At 66.4% G+C, this 26842-nt stretch carries 14 protein-coding genes; 4 read left to right on the top strand and 10 right to left on the bottom strand.

The features are described from left to right. Positions 1–75: 75 nt before the first annotated feature. The 6 genes from B2R83_RS20905 to B2R83_RS20880 form a co-directional block, all read right to left on the bottom strand. Positions 76–1155 (bottom strand): hypothetical protein, encoded by a 1080-nt coding sequence (locus tag B2R83_RS20905; RefSeq protein WP_292044632.1) that lies wholly within the window; start codon positions 1153–1155, stop codon positions 76–78. A 635-nt stretch (positions 1156–1790) separates the two neighbouring features. Further along, complete coding sequence (locus tag B2R83_RS20900; RefSeq protein ID WP_292044630.1) at positions 1791–2843, bottom strand: glycoside hydrolase family 43 protein; 1053 nt, start codon at positions 2841–2843, stop codon at positions 1791–1793. A 74-nt stretch (positions 2844–2917) separates the two neighbouring features. Continuing rightward, complete coding sequence (locus tag B2R83_RS20895; RefSeq protein ID WP_292044628.1) at positions 2918–6112, bottom strand: TonB-dependent receptor; 3195 nt, start codon at positions 6110–6112, stop codon at positions 2918–2920. A 232-nt stretch (positions 6113–6344) separates the two neighbouring features. Continuing rightward, on the bottom strand, positions 6345–10079 hold the full coding sequence (locus B2R83_RS20890) for a TonB-dependent receptor (RefSeq protein WP_292044626.1): 3735 nt from the start codon (positions 10077–10079) through the stop codon (positions 6345–6347). 282 nt (positions 10080–10361) lie between these two features. After that, positions 10362–11069: a GntR family transcriptional regulator gene (locus B2R83_RS20885; protein WP_292044625.1), complete on the bottom strand. Its 708-nt coding sequence runs from the start codon at positions 11067–11069 to the stop codon at positions 10362–10364. A 17-nt stretch (positions 11070–11086) separates the two neighbouring features. Continuing rightward, a complete protein-coding gene (locus B2R83_RS20880) occupies positions 11087–14047 on the bottom strand; it encodes a glycoside hydrolase family 2 protein (RefSeq protein ID WP_292044623.1) in 2961 nt (986 codons plus the stop codon). A 187-nt stretch (positions 14048–14234) separates the two neighbouring features. Here B2R83_RS20880 and B2R83_RS20875 point away from each other — a divergent pair, with 187 nt between their 5' ends. Both B2R83_RS20875 and B2R83_RS20870 read left to right on the top strand, forming a co-directional pair. Continuing rightward, on the top strand, positions 14235–15044 hold the full coding sequence (locus tag B2R83_RS20875; RefSeq protein WP_292044621.1) for an NAD-dependent epimerase/dehydratase family protein: 810 nt from the start codon (positions 14235–14237) through the stop codon (positions 15042–15044). Further along, positions 15041–16486 carry a sialate O-acetylesterase gene (locus B2R83_RS20870; protein ID WP_292044618.1) on the top strand — a complete coding sequence of 482 codons (1446 nt, stop codon included), beginning with the start codon at positions 15041–15043 and terminating at the stop codon, positions 16484–16486. The genes B2R83_RS20875 and B2R83_RS20870 overlap by 4 nt, the downstream gene beginning before the upstream one ends. A 28-nt stretch (positions 16487–16514) precedes the next feature. Here the strand turns inward: B2R83_RS20870 and gudD are convergent, their stop codons facing one another. Together gudD and B2R83_RS20860 are read right to left on the bottom strand one after the other, a co-directional pair. After that, complete coding sequence (gene gudD, locus B2R83_RS20865; protein WP_292044616.1) at positions 16515–17855, bottom strand: glucarate dehydratase; 1341 nt, start codon at positions 17853–17855, stop codon at positions 16515–16517. Between the two features lie 39 nt (positions 17856–17894). Further along, complete coding sequence (locus B2R83_RS20860; RefSeq protein ID WP_292044614.1) at positions 17895–19727, bottom strand: glycoside hydrolase family 2 protein; 1833 nt, start codon at positions 19725–19727, stop codon at positions 17895–17897. A 273-nt stretch (positions 19728–20000) separates the two neighbouring features. On the opposite strand from B2R83_RS20860, the gene B2R83_RS20855 reads away from it, so the two are divergent. After that, positions 20001–22745: a Tat pathway signal sequence domain protein gene (locus B2R83_RS20855; protein WP_292044612.1), complete on the top strand. Its 2745-nt coding sequence runs from the start codon at positions 20001–20003 to the stop codon at positions 22743–22745. Between the two features lie 102 nt (positions 22746–22847). Here the strand turns inward: B2R83_RS20855 and B2R83_RS20850 are convergent, their stop codons facing one another. Then, a complete protein-coding gene (locus tag B2R83_RS20850; protein WP_036211267.1) occupies positions 22848–23285 on the bottom strand; it encodes a universal stress protein in 438 nt (145 codons plus the stop codon). 135 nt (positions 23286–23420) lie between these two features. Next, a complete protein-coding gene (locus tag B2R83_RS20845) occupies positions 23421–24128 on the bottom strand; it encodes a GntR family transcriptional regulator (protein WP_292044607.1) in 708 nt (235 codons plus the stop codon). 264 nt (positions 24129–24392) lie between these two features. Between B2R83_RS20845 and B2R83_RS20840 the strand changes: the two genes are divergently transcribed. Next, on the top strand, positions 24393–26842 hold a 2450-nt coding region (locus B2R83_RS20840; protein ID WP_292044605.1), incomplete at its 3' end, for a glycosyl hydrolase 115 family protein.

Here is a 26842-nt window from a genome sequence, read left to right as displayed (position 1 = left end):
CCGGCACTGTTTCGGGCGCGAGGAAGCGCAACCGTCTGCTAGACTTCTTCGTGTTTGATCAACATCTCCCCGGAACTATGATATTTGTTCCAAACCTCGAGAGATTTCACGGATTTGTTTGAGCTGATCTTCCAACTTTTGTACATTGACTGCTGTGTGCAAGGCATCTTGCCGATAGGCCTCAAGATTGGCAGCCATGTCGGCCCATGACTTCGCAGGGCCGTCCCCCATATCGTAATGCTCCCGCAATTCAGGATACCAATCATAGGTTCCTGAGTAAGGTTGAACAGCAATTTTCTCCCGACCTGCCAGGCTTATGCCCCCGTCGATCGTACCAGTTGCGCTTTGCACCCAGGCTTCTCCCGGCCTCGACGGCCGTTCCGGCCTGTCAGGTGGCTCTCTATCAGGGATATGGTTCGTGGTCTGGGCGGGGACCATGACGATACCTCCTTCTCTGGGAGCCAGATAATTTGTGCGCCAAGTCCGGTTTAACCGGGATGCTATAAGCGTCTGTTTCTGGAGAAATTCGGCTGCTTGGGTGTTTCTCGCATATTCAATCGACTTTGGATTGGTCGGCGATAAAGATTCATTCAGGTAGCGTAACACCCGTGAACCCCATATTTTGAGCTCCGACCCACGCCCGACCAGCTGAAATAGAGGTAAGGCGACTGTAGCCCCGGTAACAACACCTATGACATGCGTATAACCATCCGTTTGCATCAAATCGTCGAGCACAACAGTAAGCTCATTGAAATAGGCTTCAAGCGCACGCGTCTGCACTTCCGAAGGGAGGTTGTTATGTTGGCTGAGGGTTGAAAGTATTCCGTTAATCTGGAGACATAAGGAATTTATCCTCATGTGAAAAACTACCCGGGTTTCTTCCTTGATTCGCTCGTCGATCCAAACCCGTAGAGCGCGTAGTTCCCTATGGATTTCTACAAGTGACGCCAATATTTGATCAAGCTGGTCACTTACATCCGCTTGCCAGTTCGTAAAGTCCTGGTCCTTTGCCATTTTTACGGCCGCCTGGACAATGCTGGCGAGCGCTGCTACAGATTGACCATGCACCGTAAAATTGTCCAACCCAGCAGGTTTAACCGCATAGGCGACGAAATAATTACTTTGCCTCAACATCTGCAAGACATCAGGTGACATGAGTTCCCCCTTCGCGAGTGCGGACGCTTCTTTCTGACAACTACTCTACTTTGTGGCAATCTGAAAAAAATTGCAATCACTAAATGGGGTCATGAGACCTTAGGACCTCGAATACAACCTTGCAGTGGCTTTTAGGCAGATGAGAGACCAGTCCAGTGGAGGCATAATGGATCGGCTCGACGCTCGTCGCGAATTCGCAGCCGAAAGTCGCTGGAATCCCTATCAATCCCAACCACGGTCGGCCAGGCCTCTTGCGTAACTCGACGCGTAGCGCGCGATCCGTAATGCAATCCCTTTTCGCCCCAGCCGGATTCGGTCTGCTTGGAAGCATAGGCTCGATCGGCATGGAGCTTTCCCGAACGTTTGCGATCCCGACTCCAGCTTGCATCCATTCGTGTAATCGACGCCAGCAGTTCATGCGGTTCCGTACCCAGCTCACGCGGCAGATATTCCTCAGCTATTCTAGTCCTCGCCCAAACAGAACCCCAGTGAGAGTTGCTCGGTCTTTGACGGCGTGGACTTCCGCTTGGAAGGGAGGCATTTACATTAAGCAGAGCTGCGATAAAAGACCACAGCCCTTCAGCCCACAGTGCTTTTGCCATGGTATTAGCCCGACCGAGAACGGAGTTGCCGTTCTAACGTGGCGCCGTCCGAGCGACCGCTACCGCCCCTCCGGCACCTTGATCGGCCACCGGCTCACCGAAGTCCGGCGTTCCGTCCGCGCGCCAGCGAAGCACCTGCGCCCGCGTATGCCGGTTCGGATCGCGCAGCGGCTCCCCCACGATGTCGCGGTAGTTACGCGCATGGTAGACCAGGATGTCGGTCTTGCCGTCCGGCGTCGTCGTGAAGCTGTTGTGCCCCGGCCCGTACTGTCCGTTGGCCGCGCTGCTGCGCATCACCGGAACGGGCGACTTGGTCCAAGCGCGCGCATCCAGCAGGTCGGCATCCGCCGGCGCGCTGAGCAGGCCGAGCGCGTAGTTGGCGTCGGTCGCGCTGGCCGAGTAGGTCATCCATACCCTGCCGTTCTTCACCAGGAAGGAGGACGCCTCGTTGACCTCGTGGCCGATCTTCTCCCACGCGTACTCCGGCCGCGTGAGCAGCACCGCCGGCTGGCGGATCGCCAGCGGCCCGTCCATCTTCGCCAGGTAGATGTTGGTGCCCTTGCTGCCGTCGGGTGCGCGCTGGGTCCAGCTCAGGTAGCGCTGGCCGCGGTGCTCGAAAGTGGTGGCGTCGAGCGAGAAGCTCTCCCAGCCGGTCTTGAGCTGGCCGCGCTCCAGCCACTGCCCTTCGAGCGGATTGGCCGACGCGTTCTCCAGCACGTACAGGCGGATCTCCCAGATCTTGTCGGCGCGTCCGGCGGTGAAATAGATGTACCACTTGCCGTCGATGCGGTGCATCTCGGGCGCCCAGATGTGCGCGCCCATCTCGCCGCTGGCGTGCTTGCGCCACACCACCTTGGCGTCGGCAGCGCCCAGCTCGTTCAGGCTGCGCGCGCGGCGCACCTCGATGCGGTCGTATTCGGGCACCGTGGCGGTGTAGTAGTACCAGCCATCCGGCTGCAGGGTGACGTGGGGATCGGCGCGCTGGCGCACCAGCGGGTTGGCGAAGCTGATTTCCGCGGCGGCGATCGGCTGGATGGCGAGCAGCGCCAGCATGGCGGCGGCGGCGAAAACGGCAGGACGGTTCATCGGACCTCGGCAAGTAAAAAAGCCAGTCACCGCAAGATGACTGGCAAATCGGAACAGGAGTCGTTACAAGGCGATCACAGCTTCATCGACACCGTGAAGTAGTAGCGGCGGCCCGCCCAGGCCAGCTCGTTCAGGCGGAAGCTGTCGCCGGCGTCGAGGCGCTTCACTTCGTCGGTCAGGTTCTTGCCTTCCAGCGCGAAGGTGATGTTGTCGTTGTAGCGATACTGGATCTTCGCATCCAGGTAGCCGGTCGCGGCTTCGAACACCGGGTTGCCCGAGACGTCGTTACCGCCGGTGAAGAAGCGGTCGCGGTAGCTGTAGGCCAGGCGCGCGTTGATCGGACCCTTGTCGTACCACAGCGACAGGTTGTACGCGTTCTTCGACATGCCCGGGTAAGGCAGCACGGTGTTGTCGAGGACGTTCAGGCGCTCGGTGCCGGCCGCATACTTGTAGTCCATGCGGGTGTAGTTGGCGTCCACGCCGAAGCCGCTCAGCCAGCCCGGCAGGAAGGTCAGCGCGGTGCGGCCGGCGATCTCGACACCCTTGGTGGTGGCGCCCTCGCCGTTCACGGCCTGGGTGACGTCGAACAGCTCGCCGTTCTTGAACAGGTCGACGCCGCGGGTCAGCACGCGCTCCATCACGTAGCTGGTGATGTCCTTCTTGAAGAAAGCCACGGACAGCTGGCTGTCGGCGCCCGGATAGTACTCGATGCTCAGGTCGGTGTTGGTCGAGCGGTAGGGCTTCAGGTCCGGATTGCCGGCGCTGCAGTCGTCGGTGCCGTCGCCGCCGAACTGCGGATTGCCGCTGCCGCGGATGCAGGTGGCGTTCGGGGCCAGCAGGTCCATCCGCGGACGCGCCATGGCCTTGGACCAGCCGACGCGGGTCACCAGCTTGTTGTCGATCAGCCAGGCCGCGCCGTTGAAGCTCGGCAGCACGTCGTTGTAGGTGTTCTCGACGGTCGCCACCGAGTTGCTGACGACGATGTCGCTGAAGGTCGACGCGCCCGGCGCGGTCGCCTGGCGGATCGAGTAGCGCGCCAGGCCGGTCGAGCGGTCGCGGGTGCGGGTATAGCGCACGCCGACGTTGCCTTCCACTTCCTTGCCCAGTACCTGGGTGGCGTAGTCCAGGCGCAGGTAGGTCGCGGCGATGCGCTCGTCGATCATGAAGGCCGGGATCTGCGGGTACATGTTGCCGTCGCTGCCAGGCGCGTTGCGCAGGTAGGCGTGGTTGAAGCTCGAGGTGTCGAAGAACTGGGTCGCGTTGGCGTAGACCGGCGACATCCAGTTGGCCGGCAGGCCTGACACCTTGTCGTAGCCGTCGAAGAAGGTGCCGGGCGAACGGCCCTGCACCGCGGTGACCAGGGCGGCCATCTGGGCGGCGTTCAGGTAGCGGGTGGCGAAGCCCGAGTTGATGAAGGTCTGGGTATCGTTCGGACGCTGCGCCGAGCCGGTGTAGAGCGGGTCGTAGACCGCGGTCTGGTTGACGTTGGCGCCGCGCACGTTGATGTCGTCCGCGGTCGAGCTCAGGTTGGCGCCGTTGCTGGCCAGGTAGCCGCCGCCGTTGAACTGCTCGGACGAAGACTTGCGCGCCTGGGCGCCGAACCAGACCTTGTTGAAGAACGGCGTGTCGAGCTTGTACTTGAAGTCGATCTTGGCCTGGTGTTCCTTGTTCTCGGTTTCGCTCGGACGGTACTGGAGCTGGGCCTGGACATAGGATGCCGGATTGTCCGGGCTGTAGCCCGCCGGGAAGGTGAAGCGCGGAATGCTGTCCGGACCGAGCGCCACCTTCAGGCCGGGCGCATTCTGGGTCAGCACGATGCTGTTGCTGTCGCTGTCGTACAGCGACTTCGAGGTGCCGAGCAGGCCGGTCACTTCGAGGCGGTCGCGCTTGAAGCTGAAGCCCGAGGACAGGTAGCGCGAGTCGATGTCGAGCTGGAAGTCGCGCGCCGAGGTGCTGAAGGCGCCCTGCCCGCCCACGCCTGCGCCGAACAGGCAGGAGCCGACCACGTATTCGGTCACGTGGTGGTTGCTGACCACCATGCCCGGGGTCGCGCCCGTCGGCGCGGTGCAGGCGCCGGCGGCGGTCGGCACGCCGTTGGCGCCGTAGACCGGAGCGCGGCCGGTATTGGCCAGGCGGCCCGCGTTGGCGAAGTCGGTGCCGAAGTTGCGGTCGTTCAGGCGCTGGCGCTGGGTATTGGCCTGGTAGGTCGCGTAGGCATTGAACTCCTTGCTGAACGCGTACTGGGCGGTGACTTCGCCCGAGGAGCGCTTGTGGTCGCGGGTCCAGAGGCCGTAGCGGGCGATGCCCGGCGAATAATCGAACCACTGGCTGCGGCAGGCGGTCTGCTGGGCGGCGCTGAGACCCGAGGTGGCGCAGGCGGCGGCGCTACCCACGGCGGCGACCTTCGGGTCGATGCTGTTGACGGTCTTTTCCGGCGAGTTGTCCCAGTCCTGCAGGAAGCGCCACGAGGTGTTGCGCGCGTAGTCGTTCTGGGTCAGCACCTTGTCGTAGACGAAGTTGGCCATCAGGCCCAGCTTGCCGTCGAAGTACTTGTCGGCCATGTACAGGTTGCCGCGCGGCTGGACGCCGCCGCGCGAGGTCGAGTGCTCGGCCGCGATGCTGGTGCCGATGGTCGGCTTCTTGAAGTCGAGCGGCTTGCGGGTGGTGATCTGCACGGTGCCGCCCACGCCGCCTTCGGTCATGTCGGCGGTCAGGCCCTTGTAGACGTCGATCGAACCGATCAGCTCCGAGGCCAGCTCGCGCAGTTCGGCGCCGCGGCCGGCGCCGCCATTGGTGCCCAGCACCGACATGCCGTTGACCTCGACGCGGTTCAGGTCCGGTTCGACGCCGCGGATCGCCACCTGGGTGCCCTCGCCGAAATCGCGCGACAGCTGCACGCCGGTCACGCGCGACAGCGCTTCGCCCACATTCTTGTCGGGGAACTGGCCGATGTCTTCGGCCACGATCGAATCCGACACGGTGCCGGCGTTCTTCTTGCGGGTGATGGCGGAGGCCACCGACTGGCGGGTGCCGGCGATGTGGACGACCTGCGGCGCGGGCGCCGCGTCGGCGCTACCGGAAGCGGTCGCGCCGGCGCCGGACTGGCCCTGGGCGGTCGAGGTGGAAGCGGATGCGGCGGGCGCTGCCTGTGCTTGCGCGGTTTCCTGCGCCAGCGCGGCTTGTGCCGCCAGGAGGGTGATCACTGCGGCGACTGCGCGGGCGCAGCGGGTCGGGTGCAGCACGGAGGTGCTGGTCATGGCTTGATTCATCGATGTCTCCATGGGCTCTGTAGTTTGAAATACGGCTTGGCCTTGAAAACATTCTATGTGCGCAGGGTCGTGTTAATCCATTCAGGATCGAAAGAATCACCGAACTGATCGAAATGGCAAAATTGCATCGGCAACCGATCAATACGGTGATTGTTTCGGATGCGGCCGCCCGTAAACGCAGATGGCCGCCGCGAGTGCGGCGGCCATCCGGCCCTGCCATCCTACGTGATGTTTAGCCGCCGAACTTGAAGTTCAGGCCCGCCATGTAGGTGCTGCCCGCGTACGAGTCGGTGTACACGTTCGGGGTGCCATCCGCGAACACCGAGTAGCCGCCGGTGTTGGAACCGGTGTGGGTCTTGCCCAGGTTGCGCCCTTCCAGGAAGAACTCGACGTTCTTGTTGAAGCGGTACGCGATCTTGGCGTCCACGTACCGGGTGCCGAGGCGGAACAGCGGCGCACCCGGGCTGTAGGTCGGGAAGCGCACGTTGGTCATGCCGACCACCGGGTAGTTGTTCACCGAGTTGGTGTTGCAGCCCGAGGTGCACGAGAAGGTATCCGCCTTCACCTGCAGGCCGACGCGCATCGACAGGGCGCCGTCGTCGTACCACACCGAGGCGTTCCACGAGTGGCGCGGCTCGCCGGCCACCGGCAGCAGCTCGCCAGTGATCAGGTCGCGCAGGCCGCCGCCGTTCAGGGTCGCCTTGTTGCGGGTGTAGTTCGCGTCCACGCCGGTATAGCGCAGGTACCACGGCAGGACCGTGAAGGCGACCTTGGCCGAGACCTCGAAGCCCTTGCGGGTGAACGGGATCTGGTTGGTCCAGCGGCGCTGGGTGAACACCAGGTCGGACAGCGACTTGCCGGTCTGCGGGTCGACCGCGTCGGAGCCGGCGAAGGGCTTGACGTTGTCGACGGTCTCGATCAGGGTCGGGGCGCCGGTGACGCCTTCCTGCTTGTAGACGGCGCCGGCCAGCATGATGTCGCGGTTGGCATACCATTCCAGCGACAGGTTCTGGTTATGGTTGGTCAGCGGCTTGATCTCCGGGTTGCCCATGACGTCGGTGCAGCGCATCGACGCTTCGTTGCCGTCGCCGTCGAGCTCGATCAGGTTGCGGCCGTCGTATTCGCAGGTGCCGTTCGGGATCAGGCGGCCGGCGGCCGGACGGGCGATGGTCTTGCCCCAGTTGTAGCGCAGGACCAGCTTGTCCGGAATCAGCCAGGTGTTCAGGTTGGCCGACGGCAGGTAGTCGGTGGTGGTCGCATTGATCGCGGTATCGCGGCGATAGACGCGGGTGCTGATGCCGTTCGCGTTGTTCGGGTCGAGCGGGTTGTAGGCGGCGGTCGGCACGATCGAGCGGAAGGTCAGCTGGCCGCTGCCGATCACCTTGGTGCGCACGGCGCGCACGCCGACGTTGCCATCGAAGACGATGCCGAAGGGCAGCGAGCGCTGGGTGAACGGCAGGCGGTCGACCTCGAAGTTGGCCATCATGTAGCCCGCATCGACGGTTTCCACGATCGAGTTCACCGGCTGCTTGTACATCTGGCCGTCGCTGCCGATGCACTCCTTGATGCAGTCGAGGTTGTAGTTCGGCACGCCCAGCAGCGCGTAGACCTTGTCGATGTCGAACTCGGTCCAACCGTTGGTCAGGGTGCCTGGACGGTCCGGATCGCCCGCATAGAACTGCGCGGTCGGTTCCTTGGTGTAGCCCTGGTTGAACAGCGCGCGGTACTGCTCCGGCGAGATCACGATCGTGCCCTGGCGCGCGTTGCGCGGATCGGTGCTCGGGTTGTAGCCGTACTGGCAAGGACGGCCTCCCGGCGCCAGCGAACCCGGCGTGTTCTCGCACACCTGGAAGCTGGTGCGCAGGTTGTTGGTCGAGACGTAGATGCCCGGGATGTAGCCCGCCGTGCCGAAGGTGCCGACGGCGTCCTGCACCGTCGGGCCGCCGGTGCCCCAGTGGTCGTAGCCGCTCTTGCGGCGGCTGTAGCCGACCTTGATCGAGGGGACGAAGGGAATGTACTCGTCGGTGTACACGTCCAGGTCCAGCTTGGCCGTCTTCTCGAACGACTCGTTGATGCGCGGGTTCTGGAACGCCAGCGTGGTGGCGCCGTTCACGCGCGGCAGCTGGGCCGCGGTGTAGGCGGGAGAGCCCGGGGTGGTGAAGCTCGGTGCGACCGCGGCCTGCGCCGCCTGGTTGGCGAGCGTCAGCCAGCTGTTCGGGTTGCTCAGGTCCACCGAGCCGGCCGCCTCATAGTTCCAGATACCGTTCGGCAGCACGGTGGCCTTGGTGGTGCCGAGGTAGGCGCTCTGGCCCATGCGCTTTTCATAGCGGTAGAAATCGGACTTCGAATCGCCGATCAGGAACTCGGCGCGCACGATGCCCTTCTTGTAGGTGCCGCCGGCCTGGGTATAGCTGGACTTGGTGCCGGTGGTGATCGTGGTGTTGTCGACGCCGTAGACGCCGTCCGAGAACTCGAAGCCGGTGACGTGGTGGTTGCCGTCGACGGTCACCGAGTTCGGGTTGACGTTGGACACCGCGCCGTTCAGGGCGCCGGTGCTGCGATAGGTCAGCTCGCCCGGATAGAGGTAGTAGCCGGAGGCCGGGTTCAGGGCGCGGGTGCCCCAGGCGCCGTTGGCCAGCTGGGTGGTCGAGATGGTGTCGACGAAGGGCGCGCCACTGAAGCCGTTCGGTCCGCGCACGGTGGCCGGATTCACGGCCACGCCGCCGTAGCCGAGGTTGGTGCTGTAGGAGATGACGTCGCCCTTGCTGCGGCTATGCTTGGCATAGACGGTGAGCGCATCATTGACCTTGAAGTCGAGGCGGATGTCGCCGCTGGTGCGGTCGTCGTTCCAACGGTTGACGAAGTAGCGGGTATTGCTCGGCACCCAGTCGTTCCACTGGCCCAGGCAGCTCAGCAGCGCGAGCTGGGTGATGTTCTGGGCATTGGTGCGGCCGTTGCTGCCGGTGCTGAGCTGGCTGGCGACGTTGGCCGGCAGCAGCGGGAACTTCTGGTAGCACTCGGCCTTGGTCTTGGCGGCGGCCGAACCTTCCAGCACGTCCTTCGGCGTCATGCTGGTCCAGTTGCCCATCGCCGCATTGCTGTACGGGACCGTGTAGAACGGCGTGGTCGAGGCCGCGTCGTTCAGGTTCAGGGTATCGGGGCGCAGCGCGACCGTCTTCTCCGGCGAATTATCGAAGTCCATCGGACGGTACTGGCCAACCACGCCGCTGTTGCCGCCCTGGTTGATCGAGTGGGCTTCCTGGTTGACCTTGCTCTTCGAGAGGTTGACCAGCACGCCCAGGCGGTCGTTCATGAACTTCTTGGCGCCGATCAGGTTGAGGTTGGGGTTCTTTTTCTTGTTGAGCGAATTCTGCTGGGCCGCCACGCGGAAGGACAGGTAGTCCTTCTTGAAGTCGAGGCCGTTGCGGGTCTGGATGCGCACGCCGCCGCCGAGCGAGCCTTCGGTCATGTCGGCGGTCGAGCCCTTGACCACGTCCACGCTCTTGATCAGGTCCGAGGAGAGCTGGCGCATCTCGACCGCGCGTCCGCCCGAGGTGTCGGCGCCGGCACTGATGCCGCCCAACATGTCGGCGCCGCCGGCCTGCTGCACACCCATGCCGTCCAGTTCCACGCGGGTCAGTTCCGGGCCGTTGCCGCGGATCGAGACGCTGATGCCCTCGCCGAATTCGCCGCGGTCGACCGCCACGCCGGCGATGCGCGAGATCGCATCGGCGACGTTACGGTCCGGGAAAGCGCCGACGTCTTCGGCGATGATCGAATCCTGCGCCGTGGCGGCGTTCTTCTTGCGTGCGATCGCGCTGCGCTGCGACTCGCGCGAGCCGACCACCAGCACCGTCTCGACGGCGCCATCCGCCGCGGCTGCCGCCGTGGACGAGGTCGACGATGCCTGCGGCGTCGCCGCCTGCTGCGCGTATGCGCCAGTCGCGACCAGCGAAGCCAGTGCCATGGCGACTGCCTGACTGATGCGGTTTACGGGGAACCCATGCTTAGTATACGGTGCCATCTCTCCTCCTTGTTGTCTGTCTTATGTGATCGTTGTGCTCAACGATGAACGCAGTCGATTGTTATTGAATGAAATCAATACAACAACCAGCTTCGAACTAATTGCGCCAAACACTCATGGGCTTGAGCGGTTGGTGCGAAAGCGCCACATCTGCCGATGGCGACTGATGCCGTTTATGACATCGCAAGGCCGCGCCAGGTTATCGCTCGATCGCGATCGCATGGCTCAGCTCCGGTAATCGACCGGCAGCAGCAGCTCCGGGTAGCGCTCGCGCAGCGCGTCGATCGCGTTCAGGGTGCCGGACAGGTGGGTGCGCACGCTGCGCTGCGCGCCCTCGGCGTCGCCGCGCGCGATGCGCTCCGCGATCTCGGCGTGCTGCGCCAGGATAGAACGCGCCTTGCCGTTCATCGGCAGATGCAGGCGGCGCAGGCGGTCCAGGTTGCCGCTGCGGCTGCGGGCCAGGGCCCACAGGTCGGGCACCGCGGCCGCGTCGTACATGGCGCGGTGAAATTCCATGTCCACCGCCGTGAAGCCCGCCAGGTCCCCCGCTTCCAGGCAGGCGCGCTGGCGCGCGACCAGGCCTTGCAGCGCGCGCCCGAGTGCGGCATCGCTGCGCTGGGCCAGCGTATGCACCATTTCGAGCTCCACCGACAGGCGCAGGAAGTGGGCCTGGCGCGCCTGCGCCAGGTCGATCCGGCGCACCTGGGTCTGGTGCTGCGGATAGATGTCGACCAGGTGTTCTTCCTCCAGGCGCAGCAGCGCCTCGCGCACCGGGCTGAGCGACAGCCCGTAGTACTCGCACAGCTGCGGGCGCGGCAACACGGTGCCCGGCCCGACCGCCAGGCTGACGATCAGCTCGCGCAGGTGCTCGAACACCTGAACCGTCGCGTTGCGCGAGCGGTCGAGGCGAAACGGAATACCGACAAGATTCATCGAAGCTCCTCCCGCAATCAGGATTCCGGGAATTCGTAGAACTCGGCTTCGACGATGGCCAGCGCGGTGCGCGCAACGCGCTGGGCGCCGGTGTCGGTATTGGCCTGGTTCGCCACCTCGGTGAGCTGGATCGCGCCGGCATCGTCCGCCTGGCCGTCGAGCGCGATGCGCACCTGGCTGCCGCGGTGTGGCTTGAGCGGCAGCGTGACGTAGCCGAGGCTCGTCAAGGTGGTGCCGCGCCAGACCTCGACGCCATCCACGAACACGCGCAGCGGATAGCTGCGCTCGCGCCAGCCGGCCAGCTTGAGCGTCATTTCGCGCAGCAGCGCGGGGCGCGCCAGTCTATAGGTGATCTCCGCCGCCTCGCCGGTCTTGCTGGTCCAGTTGGTGGTTTCGTCGTCGTCGAAGGAGTGCGCGGCCTGTTCGCCGTTGCTGGCGGCTTGCGCGGAGGCCACCGGCACCGCGATGCGCGAGACCGTGAAGGACGCCGTAGCCGGTGTCGGCCCGCGGTCCAGGCGCAGCGGCGGCGGCGCCGGCAGCGCGGCCAGGCCACCCTCGACCTTGACCGCTCTGGAGGCGAAGCTCAGCGTCGCCGGCGCCAGGCCATCGGCGCGGGCGCGCAGGGTGATTTTTCCCGGCTGCGTGGTACTGCGCACGAACACACGGTTCACGCCGCCCTCGACCGGCAGCGAGCGCGCCAGCACGTGGTTGCCTGGCCCCTGCGCGATGCCGCCGCGCCACTCGGCCGGGCCATCCAGTTCGAAGTGCACGGTGTCGAGCGCCACCGGGTTGCGGCGGCCCTGGGCATCGACCGCCTCGACCTGCACCAGCGCCAGGTCGGCGCCGTCGGCGCGCAGGCCGTGCGGCGAGGGGATGTTCTTCAGGCGCAGCGCCACCGGCTTGCCTGCCGTTGCCAGGCGCGTCTCGCACATCTGCCTGCCCTTGGCGTCATAGCCGACCGCCTTCAGCTCGCCCTCTTCCCAAACCACCTGGTCGAAGGTGAACAGGAAGCGTTCGCTTTGGCGTGCGCTGCCGACCGTCTTGCCGTTCAGGGTGAGCTTGACCGTCTCGGCGCTCGAGATCACGTGCACCGGCTTCACCGTGCCGGGCGCGTAGTTCCAGTGGCCGACGATGTGGGCGCGCGGGCGCTCGACGTCGACCCAGCCGTCCCACATCACCTGGTGCGCATAGAAGGCATCCTTCGGGATGCGCATGGCGTCGACTTCGCCGCTGCGGCGATAGTTCTCGGCGCCGCGGTGGTGGGTATTACTGTCCGAGAAGATGATGTTGACGCCGCCGCTCGAGACCCGCGTGCCGGTGCCCGGACGTTCGCGCCAGTAGTCGTACCAGCGGCGCACGGTCTCGATCGCGAAGCTGTCCTGGTTGTGGTTATAGGACGGCGCCGGCTGGCCCTTGTGCGGCGGGCCGTCGCCGTTCTTGTGGAAGGGTGGACTAAGCTCGTCCCAGAACTTGCGCGCGCCCTCGTCGCGGGCGTATTCCATGGCCCACATCGGCATGCGCGCGCTCTTATTGATGTACAACATCTCGCCGCCGTACTCGGACACCTGCTGCAGCGCGGTGCTCAGCATCTCGCGGCTGCCGGCGGCGCGTCCGCCGTGCGGATCGAAGCGGTCGCGCAGCGCATTCATCTCCAGCTGGTGCTCGGCGCTCACGCCCTTGTTGCCGGACTCGTAGAACAGGATGCTCGGATTGTTGCGGTAGTAGACGATGGCGTCGCGCATGGTCTCCACGCGCTGGCCCCAGCGGCGCCCGTCGACATCCTTCTCTGAGTCGCCGGCGGGCATGGCCTGCATCAGGCCGATGCGGTCGAGCGACTCCACGTCCTGCTTCCAGGGCGCGATGTGCATCCAGCGGATCAGGTTGGCGTTGCTCTCGAGGGCCAGGCCATTGCTGTAGTCGCTCAGCCAGGCCGGCACCGAGAGCCCGATCGCCGGCCATTCGTTCGAGGTGCGCTGGGCGTAGCCCTTCATCTGCAGCACGCGGTCGTTCAGCTTGATCACGCCATTGCCGAATTCGGTCTTGCGAAAACCCGTGCGGGTGGTGACGCGGTCGAGCGGCCTGCCGTCGACCTTTAGGGTGGTGACCACGTCGTACAGGTAGCCGTAGCCCCAGCTCCAGAAGTGCAGCCCCTTCACATTCGCGCTGGCCTTGGCCACCGTGGTGGCGCCAGGCGCCAGGGTCTGGGCCGGCGCGGCGAAGCGCGCCACCGTCTTGCCGTCCTTGTCGCGCACTTCGACCTCGTATGTGAAGCTGCGCGCCTGCGGCCCGTCATTGCGCACTTCGGATTCGGCGGCGATGGTGGCCGTGCGTGCCGGGATGTCAAAATCGCGCGCATAGACGTAGACCCCGGTGGTGCCCAGGTTCGAATACAGCGGCAGGGTCTGGTACAGCGGCTCGGTCACGTGCAGGCGCACGTTCTTCGGCAGGCCGCCGTAGTTGGCGTTGAAGTTGCGGTCGGCCCACTGGTAGCGCTGGAGGGTAGCCTGCTCCTTGTAGTCCCAGCGGTTATCGGTGCGCACCGCGATCACGTTCTCGCCCTTCACCAGGGCGCCGCCGATCTCGAAGCCGAAGGCGGTGACGCCGTTCTCGTGCAGGCCGATGCGGCGGCCGTTGACGAACACTTCCGCCGCCTGGCGCGCGCCTTCGAATTCGAGGAAGACCTTCTGGCCCGGCTTGAGGTCCTTGACGCGAAAGCGCTTGCGATACCAGGCGACACCAGTCGAGTGGTCGACGATGTCCTTGGCAAAGGCGTCGTCCTCGTTCCAGGCGCGCGGCAGGGTGACGGGCTTCCAGGCCTTGTCGTCGAAGCCGGCCCGGGACGCGCCCGCCGGGTCGCCGACCATCAGCTTCCAGCCGGGATTGAAGTCGTACTGGGCACGCTCGGCATGGGCCGGGGTGGCTGCGAGGAAGGCGGCCAGCGCGAAGGCGGACAGACTCAGGGGAGCGGAACGGAACATCGAAGGTCTCCAGGGTAGAACACGGCGCGGATGCGCACTAATATATTAGTAGCTTAGCGTGCTATTGTTCAGCATTTGCCGAATTACTCAAGATCGTGAGCGTTCGCTGACCGAACGTTGACACCCGCCGCGAATGCGCCGGTAATGGCGCATCCGTTTCAACCAGTCCTATAAGGCCATGAGCACCATGAGCAAACCATTCAAACGCATCCTCTTCACCGGCGCAGGCGGCAACCTGGGGCGCCGCCTGCGCGAACGCCTGCACGAATTCGCCGACATCGTGCGCCTGGCCGACGTCGCCGACATCGGACCCGCGGGCCCGGGCGAGGAAGTGGTGCAGTGCGACCTGGCCGACCGCGACCAGGTGATGCGCATGTGCGAAGGCGTGGACGCGATCCTGCACTTCGGCGGCGTCTCGACCGAAGTCGAATTCGCGCCCATCATGCAGGCCAACATCCTCGGCATGGTCAACCTGTACGAAGCCGTGCACAAGCTGGGCATCCGGCGCGTGGTCTTCGCCAGCAGCAACCACACCATGGGCATGTACCCAACCTGCGAACGGGTCGACGCCGGCATGCTGCCGCGCGCCGACGGCTACTACGGCCTGTCCAAGGTCTGGGGCGAGAACCTGTCGCGCTACTACTGGGACCGTTTCGGCATCGAGACCGTGTGCCTGCGCATCGGCTTCTGCTTCCCGGAACCCGGCACCCACCGCCAGATGGTCACCTGGCTCAGCCTGGACGACCTGGTCGAACTGCTGCGCCGCTCCCTCGTCACGCCGCGCGTCGGTCACACCATCGCCTTTGGCGTTTCAAGCAACCCGGGCAGCTGGTGGGACGACCGCCATTCGCGCCACCTGGCCTTCGTCGCCAAGGACAGCTCGGCGCAGTTCCTCGACAAGCTGCCTACCGAGGTCACGTATCCGGCGCCGGACGACCTCACCACCTTCCTGCAGGGTGGCCCCTTCCTGAACATCGGACCGAAGTACCCGTCATGAGATCCCCTCACGCCCGCGCGGCCGGCCTGGTCGCGTTCCTGCTGCTGGCGCTGCCCGCCGGCGCCGAGGTGCGCCTGCCCAGCGTGCTGTCCGACCACATGGTGCTGCAGCGCGCGGCCTGGGTGCCGGTGTGGGGCTGGGCGGCGCCGAACGAGGCGGTATCGGTACGCTTCGGGAACCAGACGCTCGGCACGGTCGCCGATAGCGACGGGCGCTGGCGCCTCCACCTCGACCTGAGCCAGGCGCCGTCGACGCCCGGCGTGCTGTCGGTGCGCGGCGCCGGCAACGAGATCGTCGTCAAGGACGTGCTGGTCGGCGAAGTGTGGCTGGCCTCGGGCCAGTCGAACATGGAAAAGCCCTTCGGCGAGAAGAAGGGCCAGCTGCCCACCTTCGGTTCCGAGGAAGCGCTCGCCGGCGCCGAGCAGCCCGAGATCCGCCTGTTCAAGGTGGCCAGGCTCAAGGCCGCCCAGCCGGGCGAGGACGTCAGCGGCGCCTGGGTGCGCAGCACGCCTGCCGCGCTCATTGCCACCCAGTTCTCGGCGGCCGCCTACAGCTTCGGGCGCCGCATCAAGGAGGAGCTGGGCGCGCCCGTCGGCCTGATCGACGCCACCTGGGGCGGCACCCGGATCGAATCGTGGACGCCGCCGGACCTGCTCGGGCAACTGGACTTGCCGCCCGCGGTCAAGGACAAGCCGGCCTCGCTGTACAACGGCATGATCGCCGGCCTGGCGCCCGTCAAGCTCAAGGGCGCGCTCTGGTACCAGGGCGAATCGAACATCCTCCACACCGACGACGGTCCCGCCTACACGGCGAAGATGGAAGCGATGATCCGCGGCTGGCGCCGCGCCTTTGGGCAGGATCTGCCCTTCTACTACGTGCAGCTGGCGCCGCATCTGTATTCCGTGGTGCGCAAGGACCAGGGTGTCGGAGGCCCGGAATCGCTGCCGCGCCTGCGCGAGGCCCAGCTCGATGCGCTGCGCATTCCGAAGACGGGCATGATCGTCACCACCGACCTGGCCGACGACCTGCGCGACATCCATCCGCGCGACAAGCAGAGCGTCGGGCTGCGCCTGGCCAACCTGGCGCTGGCCGAGAGTTACGAGCGGCCGGGTATCGAGCCCTATGGCCCGACCTACCGCGCGATCCGCTTCGCCGGCAGACAGGCGATCCTCAGCTTCGACCATGCGCAGGGGCTGGCCGCCCGCGACGGCAAGCCGCTCGACTGGTTCGAGATCGCCGGCAGCGATGACCGCTACCATCCGGCGACGGCGACGATCCGGGACAACGAGGTGCTCGTCGACAGCCCGCTCGTGAACGAACCGAAGTCCGTGCGCTTCGGCTGGCATGAGGCGGCCACGCCCAACCTGGTCAACGGCGCCGGCCTGCCGGCCGTCCCCTTCCGGTCGGAGCACCCGATTCCGAAGAATCCCCCGCGGATATGAGAAAAGCGGCGCATCGCGCCGCATTTTCTCATCGCAGCATGCAAGGCCGCTTGTTGTCGAACTTCCAGCCCGGAATCAGGAACTGCATGGCCGCCGCGTCGTCGCGCGCGCCCAGGCCCATGTTCCTGTAGGCCTGGTGCGCGGCCGCCAAGGCATCTTCGTCCAGCTCGATGCCCAGGCCCGGCCGGGCCGGCACCTTGACTTCGCCGCCTTCGATCCTGAGCGGTTCCCTGGTCAGGCGCTGGCCGTCCTGCCAGATCCAGTGGGTGTCGATCGCGGTGACCCTGCCCGGCGCCGCCGCGCCGACGTGGGTGAACATCGCCAGCGAGATATCGAAATGGTTGTTCGAGTGCGAGCCCCAGGTCAGGCCGAACATCTCGCACAGCTGGGCCACGCGCACCGAGCCCTGCATGGTCCAGAAATGCGGGTCGGCCAGCGGGATGTCGACCGACTGCAGCTGGATCGAGTGGGCCATCTGGCGCCAGTCGGTGGCGACCATGTTGGTGGCCGTCTTCAGGCCGGTGGCGCGGCGGAACTCGGCCATCACTTCGCGGCCCGAGAAGCCGTTCTCGGCGCCGCAGGGGTCTTCGGCATAGGCCAGCACATCGTGCTTGTCGCGGCACAGGCGCACCGCCTCCTCCAGCGACCAGGCGCCGTTCGGGTCGAGCGTGACGCGCGCCTGCGGGAAGCGCTCGTGCAGCGCCATGGCCGCTTCCATTTCCTCGTCGCCGCAGAAGACGCCGCCCTTGAGCTTGAAGTCCTGGAAGCCGTAGCGCGCCTGCGCCGCTTCGGCCAGCGCCACCACCGCCTCCGGGGTCAGTGCCGCTTCGTTGCGCAGCCTGAACCAGGCATCGTCCGCACCCTCTTCGCTGCGGTAGGGCAGCCCGGTGCGCTGGCGCTCGCCGACGTAGAACAGGTAGCCCAGCATCGGCACCGCGGCGCGCTGCTGGCCCTCGCCCAGCAGGGCTGCCACCGGCACGTTCATGAACTGGCCCAGCAGGTCGAGGAATGCCGACTCCACCGCGGTGACCGCATGGATGGTGGTGCGCAGGTCAAAAGTCTGCAGGCCACGGCCGCCGGCGTCGCGCTTGGCGAACTCCCTGCGGATGGCGTTCAGGACGGCGTTGTAGTCGCCCAGCGACTTGCCGACGATGAGCCCACGCGCGTCTTCCAGGGTCTGGCGGATCGATTCGCCGCCCGGCACTTCGCCCAGGCCGACGTTGCCGGCGCTGTCCGTCAGGACCACGACATTGCGGGTGAACCAGGGGCCATGGGCGCCGCTCAGGTTCATGAGCATGCTGTCCTGGCCGGCGACGGGAACGACCCGCATCGCGGTAACGACCGGGGCGCCGCTGATGTTCGAATTCATGGATGACTCCAGGTATGTGATGAAATTATTTGCCGCGGCTTATTTGTTACGGTAATAGTCGGCCAGCACGCCGAAGGCCTGCTTGCGCACCCCGGTCTCGGACACGATGCCCTTGCGGTTCCAGCCGTTCTGGAACACCGGGTGCTCGCGGCGCGGCGAACGGAAGTCCTTCAGGATCCAGGGCGACATGCCGCGCAGGGTCGGGATGTGATCGGCCATCGCCAGGGTCTGGCGGTAGTACTCGGCCTGGTATTCCTCGGTGAACTTCTTCATGCCGTCGTTGCGGTAGCCGGCCAGGGCGTCGGCGCCGAACTCGGACAGGATCAGCGGGCGGTCGCTCGGCACTTTCCATTTGAGCTTGGCGACGGCGTCGAGCGTGTCGGAACCGTACCAGCCGGCGTAGATGTTCACCGCCAGCACGTCGAGCTTGCCGACCAGCGGATCGTCGATCGCCAGCGCGTCGCCATCGTGCTTCACCAGCAGGGCCGCGCTCACCAGGCGCGATGGATCCAGCTTGCGTACGTTGTCCGCCATGGCGCTGTGGAAGCGCGTGCGCGCGTCTGCAACCGGGGTCTCGTTCCCGACGCTCCACATGATCACCGAGGCGCGGTTGCGGTCGCGGTAGATGGTCTCGGCCTGCATGGCCAGGGCCTTGCGCAGCACCGCCGGGTTGTCCCAGTCCACCGTCCAGTACACCGGAATCTCGCTCCACACCAGCAGGCCCATCTCGTCGGCCAGGCGCACCGTGGTTTCCGAATGCGGATAGTGCGACAGGCGCACGTAGTTGCCGCCGAGGCCATGCTTGATCTCGTGCAGCAGCGCGCGCGAGCTCGACTCCGTCATGTTGCGCGCCGGGTTGGGGCCGAACTCTTCTTCGTGCAGCGAGATCCCACGCAACCAGATGGGTTTGCCGTTCAGGAGGATCTGATTGCCCTTCACGGCGATGGTACGGAAACCGACGCGGTCGCGTAGCGCGTCGCCCGCGGCGGAAAAGCGCACCTCGTACAGGGTCGGCTTCTCGGGCGACCAGCGCTCCAGTCCTTTCGGCGCGGCCAGCTCGAAGCTGGCGCGGCCACTCGCGTCGGTGGTGGCGCGCACGGTGGCGAGCGCGCCGATCGCCACGCTGACCTGCTGGTTCGCGGCTTGCGGGCCCTGCAGGCGCACTTCGCCGGCGATGCGGCCGTCCGGGCGCAGCTGGACCATGGCGTCGTCGATGAAGGTGGCCGGGGTGGTGATCAGGCGTACCGGACGCGTGATGCCGCCGTACAGGTCCCAGTCGGTGATGGAGGTCGGGATCGACTGGGCGTCGTGGGTCGAGTCGACGCCGACCACCAGGCGGTTGTCGCCGGCGCGGAGAAGCTCGGTCACTTCCAGCACAAAGGGCGTGAAGCCGCCCTCGTGGCGCCCCACTTCCTTGCCGTTCAGGTAGACGTAGGCGCGGTAGTTGACCGCCTCGAAACGCAGGAAGGCGCGCTTGCCGCCCAGGGCCTGCGCATTGAACTTGCGCTGGAACCAGATCAGGCCATCGTAGTAGCGCAGCTCCGGCGCGGCGGCATTCCAGGCGCCCGGCACGTTGACGATCGGGCCGCGGTCGAGGTCGAACTCGAAGAAGTCCACCCCGCCCTTGGCCTCGACGGCGGCGACGTCGAGGTCGCGGTAGCGCTGCATGCGCGACTTGGCCACCCAGCCGTTGATGTCGGTGAGGCCGGTGCGGTACAGGTCCTTCGAGTAGGTCCACTGGCCCGACAGGTCCTGGCCATCGCGGTGCAGTGCGCCGGTGAGCAGGAAGGCAGGCCGCAGGTCGTCCGCCATGGCCGGCAGGCAGGCGAGCGTGCCGATGAGGATCCAGAATGCTGCGAAAAGTTTTTTCATGGGTTCAGGGTAGTCGGTTGACGGGCGCTGATATATTAGTATGCCACATAAGTCTACAGGGCGTACCGCCGTCGATGCACTCAATCTTGTGATCGGATGGCCTGGCCGCGTTCAGTCAAGCACTTGAGTGATTCAGCACGGCATGTCGACCACGGGCCAGAGACGATCTAGTATTCGCTTCGTTAACTAATATATCAGCAGCGACCACGCCCCCTTCCACTTCAATACAGACCGTCGCGCCGCCCAGCGGCAGTGCCGGCACGGAGACCGACAGTGCCCATTTCATCGCGCAGACATTTCCTTCGCTCGGCCAGCGCCCTTCCCTTCCTTGCCTCCTTTTCTGGCCTGGCCGGCGCGGTAACGGCCAACACCGGCGCCAAGCCGGTCCCCGCGTCCGAAACCGCGCTGCGCTGGCTGGACGGCCATGCCCCGGCCCGCTTCGAGGGCTGCACCCTGGGCGTACCCTGGCCGCGCGGCACGCTGCGCCTGCCCGCCAACAAACTGCTCGACTTCACGCTGGGCGCGAACGGCCCCGCCATGCAGTCCTGGCCGCTGGCCTACTGGCCGGACGGCTCGCTGAAGTGGACCGCGCACGCGGTCGCGGGCGGGGTCGCGGGCAAGTTCGCGGCCGAAGGCTACCAGCTGAAACGCGGCGCCGAGGCGCGCGGCACGGTCTCGGTGAAGGAAAGCGCGGACGACATCCTGGTCACCGCGGGCGAGCTGGCGTGGATGCTGCCGCGCCGCGGCGAGGTGCTGGTGCGCAGCGCGACCCGAGCCGGCCGCGTGACGATGCAAAACATGAAGCTGGTGGCCCTGCGCCAGGACGGCGCCCAGTTGGAGAAGAGCGGCAGCGTGGCGCGCCAGGCCTTCACCAGCAAGCTGCTTGCCGTCACGGTGGAACAAAGCGGCCCGGTGCGCGCGGTGGTCAAGTTCGACGGCATGCACAGCGACGGCAGCCGCGACTGGCTGCCCTTCTCGGTGCGCCTGTACTTCTATACCGGCTCGGACAGCGTGCGCATCGTGCACTCCTTCATCTACGACGGCAATCCGGAACAGGACTTCATCGCGGGCCTGGGCGTGAGCGCCCAGGTGCCCATGAGCGACCAGAGCTACGACCGTCACGTGCGCTTCTCGGGCGAAGGCGTCGGCGTCTGGGGCGAGGCGGTGCGACCGGTGACCGGCCTGCGCCGCGACCCGGGCGACGCCTACCGCGCGGCCCAGGTGGCGGGCAAGGCACTGCCGCCGCTCGCCGGCATGGCCAAGCCGGTGCAGGACGGCCTGCAGTGGATCCCCGAATGGGGCGACTTCACGCTGGCGCAGCTCTCGCCGGACGGCTTCACGCTGCAGAAGCGCCTGCGCGCGGGTCGCGCCTGGATCGACTCGAATGCCGGCACCCGCAGCAAGGGCCTGCTGTACGCCGGCGGGGCCGCGGGCGGCGTGGCCCTGGGCCTGAAGGATTTCTGGCAGCGCGCCCCGGTGCAGCTGGACGTGCGCAATGCGGCCAGCCCAATGGCGGAGGTGACGGCCTGGATGTGGGCGCCCTCGGCCCCAAGCATGGACGTGCGCTCCTACCGCGGCGAAGACGGCATGGACACGCACGAGAAGCAGATCGCCGGTCTGAACATCACCTACGAAGACTACGAGGCGGGCTGGGACTCGGCCACGGGCGTGGCCCGCAGCTCCGAGCTGCAGCTGTGGGTGCTGGGCGGAACGCCCTCGCACGAGGCCTTGTCCGACATGGCCGAGCAGGTGGCGCGTCCGGCGCGCCTGGTGCTCACGCCGCAGCGCATCCATCAATGCGGCGTGTTCGGCGACTGGGACCCGGTCGATGCCGGGACACCGGCGCGCAAGCTGATCGAGGAGCGCCTGGCCCTGCAGCTGGACCAGTACCTGCGTGAAACCGAACAGCACCGCTGGTACGGCTTCTGGTCCTATGGCGACGTGATGCACAGCTACGACCCCGACCGCCACATGTGGCGCTACGACATCGGCGGCTACGCCTGGGACAATTCGGAGCTGTCGACCGACCTGTGGCTGTGGTACAGCTACCTGCGCACCGGGCGCGCCGACCTGTTCCGCTATGCCGAAGCGATGACACGCCATACCGGCGAGGTCGACGTCTACCACCTCGGTCCCTTCAAGGGTTTCGGCACCCGCCACGCGGTGCAGCACTGGGCCGATTCGTCGAAGCAGCCGCGCGTCTCGAACGCGGCCTACCGCCGCATCTATTACTTCCTGACGGCGGACGAGCGCGTCGGCGACCTGATGCGCGAACTGCTTGATTCGGACAAGGACCTGCACAAGGTCGACATCTCGCGCAAGCTGAAGGTGGCGGGCGCGCGGCCGGACGCCTTTATCGGCGCGTCATTCGGCACCGTCTGGGGTTCATTGATCTCGGCCTGGCTGGCCGAGTGGGAACGCAGCGGCGACACCCGCTGGCGCGACAAGATCGTCAATGGCATGAAGAGCATCGCGGCGCTCAAGTACGGCTGGTTCGCGGCCGGCGCGCCCTACGACCACACTACCGGGCGCTTCCACGGCCCCGGCGACAAGCCCTCGTTCTCGAACCTGAACGGCGTGTTCGGCGTGGTCGAGATGAATTCCGAGCTCCTGACCCTGGTCGACGTGCCGGAGTACCGCAAGACCTGGCTGCAGTACTGCCGCACCTACAATGCGCCGAGGGAGGAGGTGGTGGCGCTGCTGGGACGCGATCCGGGCGGGCGCGGCATGAGCGACACCAATTCGCGCATGACCGCCTACGCCGCCTACCAGTTGGGCGACCGGGCGCTGGCGCTGCGGGCCTGGCGCGAGTTCTTCGCCTCGGACTGGCTCAAGCGCGGCAGCCCGCGCCATACGGTGCGCCGCATCGACGGCCCGGCGGTGCTGCGTCCGGTCGACGAGATGAGCGGCATCAGCACCAACGGCTCGGCGCAGTGGGGCCTGGCTGCGATCCAGCACATGGCGCTTGGCGGAGACACGCTGGACGAGGCGGCGCGCGCGGCCGGACTGCTGCCCTGAACGGGGATTCAGTTCTCCAGCTCAACAATAAAGCGGGCGATTCATGCGCAGCGCTCATCAATACCGCAGCTTGCGGTATTGATGCTGCCTCCGCCCTCCTGCCTAGCGGTGCACCAGCACGGGAATCGCGCTGTGCACCAGCACCTTGTGCGTCACGCTGCCCAGCAGCAAACCCTTGACGCCGCGCCGTCCGTGCGAGGCCATGATGATCAGGTCGCACATGCGCTCGCGCGCGGTGGCGATGATGGCCTCGTCGGGATCGTCGGACACGACCTGCACGGCCGTGCAGGGTACGCCGGCGTCGCGCGCCAGATTGGCGATCTCGTCCAGGCGGCGCTGGGCGTGCTGGCGGCTGCTGGCTTCGTACTGCTCCGCGGTCAGTTCCAGCATCTCGGCATCGGCGGTGATGGCCCGGAACGGCGCCGTGGCCGTCATGGCGACGAGCTCCGCCCCGCTTTCCCTGGCGAATTCGACGCCGGCGTCGATGGCGCGTCGGGATGCCTCCGATCCATCGGTAGGTAACAATATGCGTTTGTACATGTCCGGCTCCAGAATAGAAGCGACGCACGCTTCGCGCGGCGCCGATACGCTTTGGAGCATGCTGCCGTCGGCATGTTCTGGGCCATTGCCCGGGTTTTGTGATGCAGATCAAGCGCAGCCCGCTCGTAGCGCCGCTCAGTCCGCTCCCGGCATCCAGTAGTTCGGGTATTGCTCGCGCAGCGCATCCAGTTCCGACAGCGTGCCCGACAGGTGGCGCCGCACCGCCGCCTCGGCCGCGGCGGCATCGCCCTGCGCGACCGCGTCGGCGATGGCGCCGTGGTCCTTCAGGATCTGGTCGGCCTTGCCGTTGAGCGGCAGGTGCAGGCGGCGCAGGCGGTCCATGTTGCCGCTGCGGTGGCGCATCAGGCGCCACAATTCCTCGACGTCGGCCGCGACGTAGAGCTGGCGGTGGAAGGCGTGGTCGACCCGGTAGAAGGATTCCAGGTCGTTCGCCTTGAGCGCCGCGCGCTGCTGGAGCACCAGGCTTTGCAGCGACTGGCCGAGCACCGCGTCGTTCTTCCGGGCCAGCGTGCGCACCACCTCGAGCTCGATCGACAGCCGCAGGAAATGGGCCTGGCGCGCCGAGGCGATGCTGATGCCGCGCACGCGCGTCGCGTGCTGCGGGTAGATGTCGACCAGTCCTTCCTCTTCCAAGCGCATCAGGGCGTCCCGGATGGGAGTGACGGACAGCTCGAAATGCGCCGACAGTTCGTTGCGCGACAGGAGGGTTCCGGGCTTGAGCGTGAGGTTGACGATTTCCTCGCGCAGGTATTCGTACACCTGGACCGCGGCCTGGCGCGATCGGTCGAGGGTGAACGGGCCGCTGAATGCGATTGTTTCCATTGGTGAAGCCTTCAAAGGCTGCATGATTGTTATTCGAAGCTACACGCGGCGCGTGGCGGCGGAGTACCAGTCTGGCTCCTGCCGAATTGACAAGATGCTAGCACATTAGTGCCAGTCGAACGAGGGCGGCCTGGGGTCTTCGGTGGAGGCAGGCCCGGGAAGCCCATTGCGTCCCACTCAGCGACGTGAGCGTTTCTGATCGATGCATATTCTCCCATGCAAACTCGTTATAATGCACTAATACATTAGCGCAATGCGCCCAACATGACACCACGCCTTCTCGCTCTGAGCCTTCTGCTCGCACACGGCCTCGCCCATGCCGCGCCTTTTTCCCTGGACGCCAACGGTCGCCTGCCCGTCATCGTCACCGAGGCGCGCACCACCTTCCGCCTTGCCGGCGAGCTGCTCGGCCGCGACCTGCAGCAGCTGACCGGATTTCCCGCGACACGCACCGACCGCCTGGACGACTGCCGCGAGCGCTGCATCGTGATCGGCGCCATCGGCTCGCCCCTGGTAACCCAGGTCGCACGGGCGATGGGCGTCGACCTGGCGCCCCTCGCCGGCCAGCAGGAGCGCTACATCCGCGCCGCCGGCATGCTGGATGGCCGCAGCGTGCTGCTGGTCGCCGGGGCCGACCGCCGCGGCGCCGTCTACGGCGTGGTGGACGCCTCGCGCGAACTGGGCATCTCCCCCTGGGAATGGTGGGCCGACGTCGCGCCGCGCCGCCGCACCGGCCTCTCCCTGGACGGGGAGCGCCGCCTGTCGCCCGCGCCTTCCGTGGCCTGGCGCGGCATCTTCATCAACGACGAGGACTGGGGCCTGCAGCCCTGGGCCGCGAAGACCTTCGATCCGGCCAGGGACATCGGCCCTGCTGCCTACGCGCGCGTGTTCGAACTGATGTGGCGCCTGAAGGCCAACCTGGTGTGGCCGGCCATGCACGATTCCACCCGCGCCTTCTACACCGTGCCGGGCAATGCCCAGGTGGCGGACGACTACGCGATGCTGGTCGGCAGCTCGCATGCCGAGCCGATGATGCGCAACAACGTCGGCGAATGGAAGAAATCCGACGGCCCCTTCAACTTCTTCAGCAACCGCGATCGCCTGCTCGGCTACTGGCAGGAACGCGTCGACGAGGTCAAGGGTTTCGAGAACGTCTACACGCTCGGCCTGCGCGGCGTGCACGACTCGGCCATGGAAGGCGCAAGCAGCCCGGAACATGCGCGCGACACCGTGCAGCAGGTGGTTAAGCTGCAGCGCGACATGCTCGCCCGCAGCCTGGGCAAGCCGGCATCGAGCATTCCGACCGTGTTCACGATGTACAAGGAGGTGCTGGACTACTACAACGCGGGCCTGAAGGTGCCCGGCGACGTCAGCCTGGTGTGGCCGGACGATAACTACGGCTACCTGCACCAGCTGGGCACGGCGAAGGAACGCGCTCGTCCAGGCGGCAACGGCATCTACTACCACATCTCCTACTGGGGCCGCCCGCACGACTACCTGTGGCTGGGCACGACCCACCCGGCCCTGATCCGCGACCAGCTCGATCGGGCCTGGAGCACGGGCGCGCGCCGCATGTGGGTAGTGAACGTGGGCGACATCAAGCCGAACGAATACCTGACCCAGTACTTCCTCGACGCCGCTTTCGATGCGAGCGTGCTGCGCCAGGACCCGGCGCGTCATCTGCGCGCCTGGGCCGCGCAGGCCTTCGGCCCCGAGCACGGTGCAGAGATCGCCGCCATCCAGCAGGAGTACTACCGCCTGGCCTGGGAGCGCCGCCCCGAATTCATGGGCTGGAGCCAGACCGAACCGACGCGGCCCGTGCGCGGCACGGAGTATGTGCGCAGCGGCGGCGAAGAGGCCGAGCGGCGCCTGGCGGCTTACACCGCGCTGGTGGCGCGCGCCGAGGCCATCGAACAGCGCCTGCCGGCCGAGCTGCGCGACGCATATTTCCAACTGGTGCTCTACCCGGTGCGCTCCAGCGCCAGGCTCAACGAACGCATCCTGAAGCTCGACCTCGCCGCCGAATACGCGCTGCAGCAGCGCCCCTCCTCCGCCTTCTACACCCGCCAGGCGCAGGAGGCGCATGCGGGGCTGCTGCGCGATGCCGCCGCCTACAACGCGCTCGGCGGCGGCAAGTGGGCCCACATGATGGACATCGCGCCACGCCGGCTTCCCGTGTTCGCGGAACCGCTTTATCCGTCCTGGACGGCGTCCGCGCGGCGCGGCTGCGGCCTGGTCTATCCCGCGCCGCATTCGGTCGAGGCGAGCACCCTGGTGCTGCCGGCCGGCCGGGCGGCCAGCCGTACCGTGACCCTGGTCAGCTATGGCGGCGAAGCGGCGGCGTGGTCGGTCGCTCCCGGCGCACAGGGCCTGCGCGCAGGTCCATGGCGGCAGGCTGGACGCATCCAATGGCTACGAGCAGCGCATCACGCTGGACTACGACGGATCGGCCAGGCCGCTGCTGGCGCTCGAATGCGGCGGCAAGCAAATCAAGCTGAACGTGCAGGCGCACAGCGCGGGCGACCAGGCCTTGCCGGGCGAGCGCGAGCGTATCGTGACCCTGCCCGCCGGGAGCGCGGCAGCCGGTGGCGACTGGGAAGCGCAGCCCGGCCTCGGCACCTCGGGCAAAGCCATGCGCGCCCGCCTCGACCTGCCGACGCGCAGCGTCGCGTCGCTCTCCAAGGCCAAGCCCCTCGAATACCGCTTCCAGACCC

The sequence above is a fragment of the Massilia sp. UBA6681 genome (assembly GCF_002454935.1).
Lineage (GTDB): Bacteria > Pseudomonadota > Gammaproteobacteria > Burkholderiales > Burkholderiaceae_D > Telluria > Telluria varians.
Note: the sequence above shows the minus strand (reverse complement) of the source record. Positions and strands in the feature narration are given on the sequence as shown.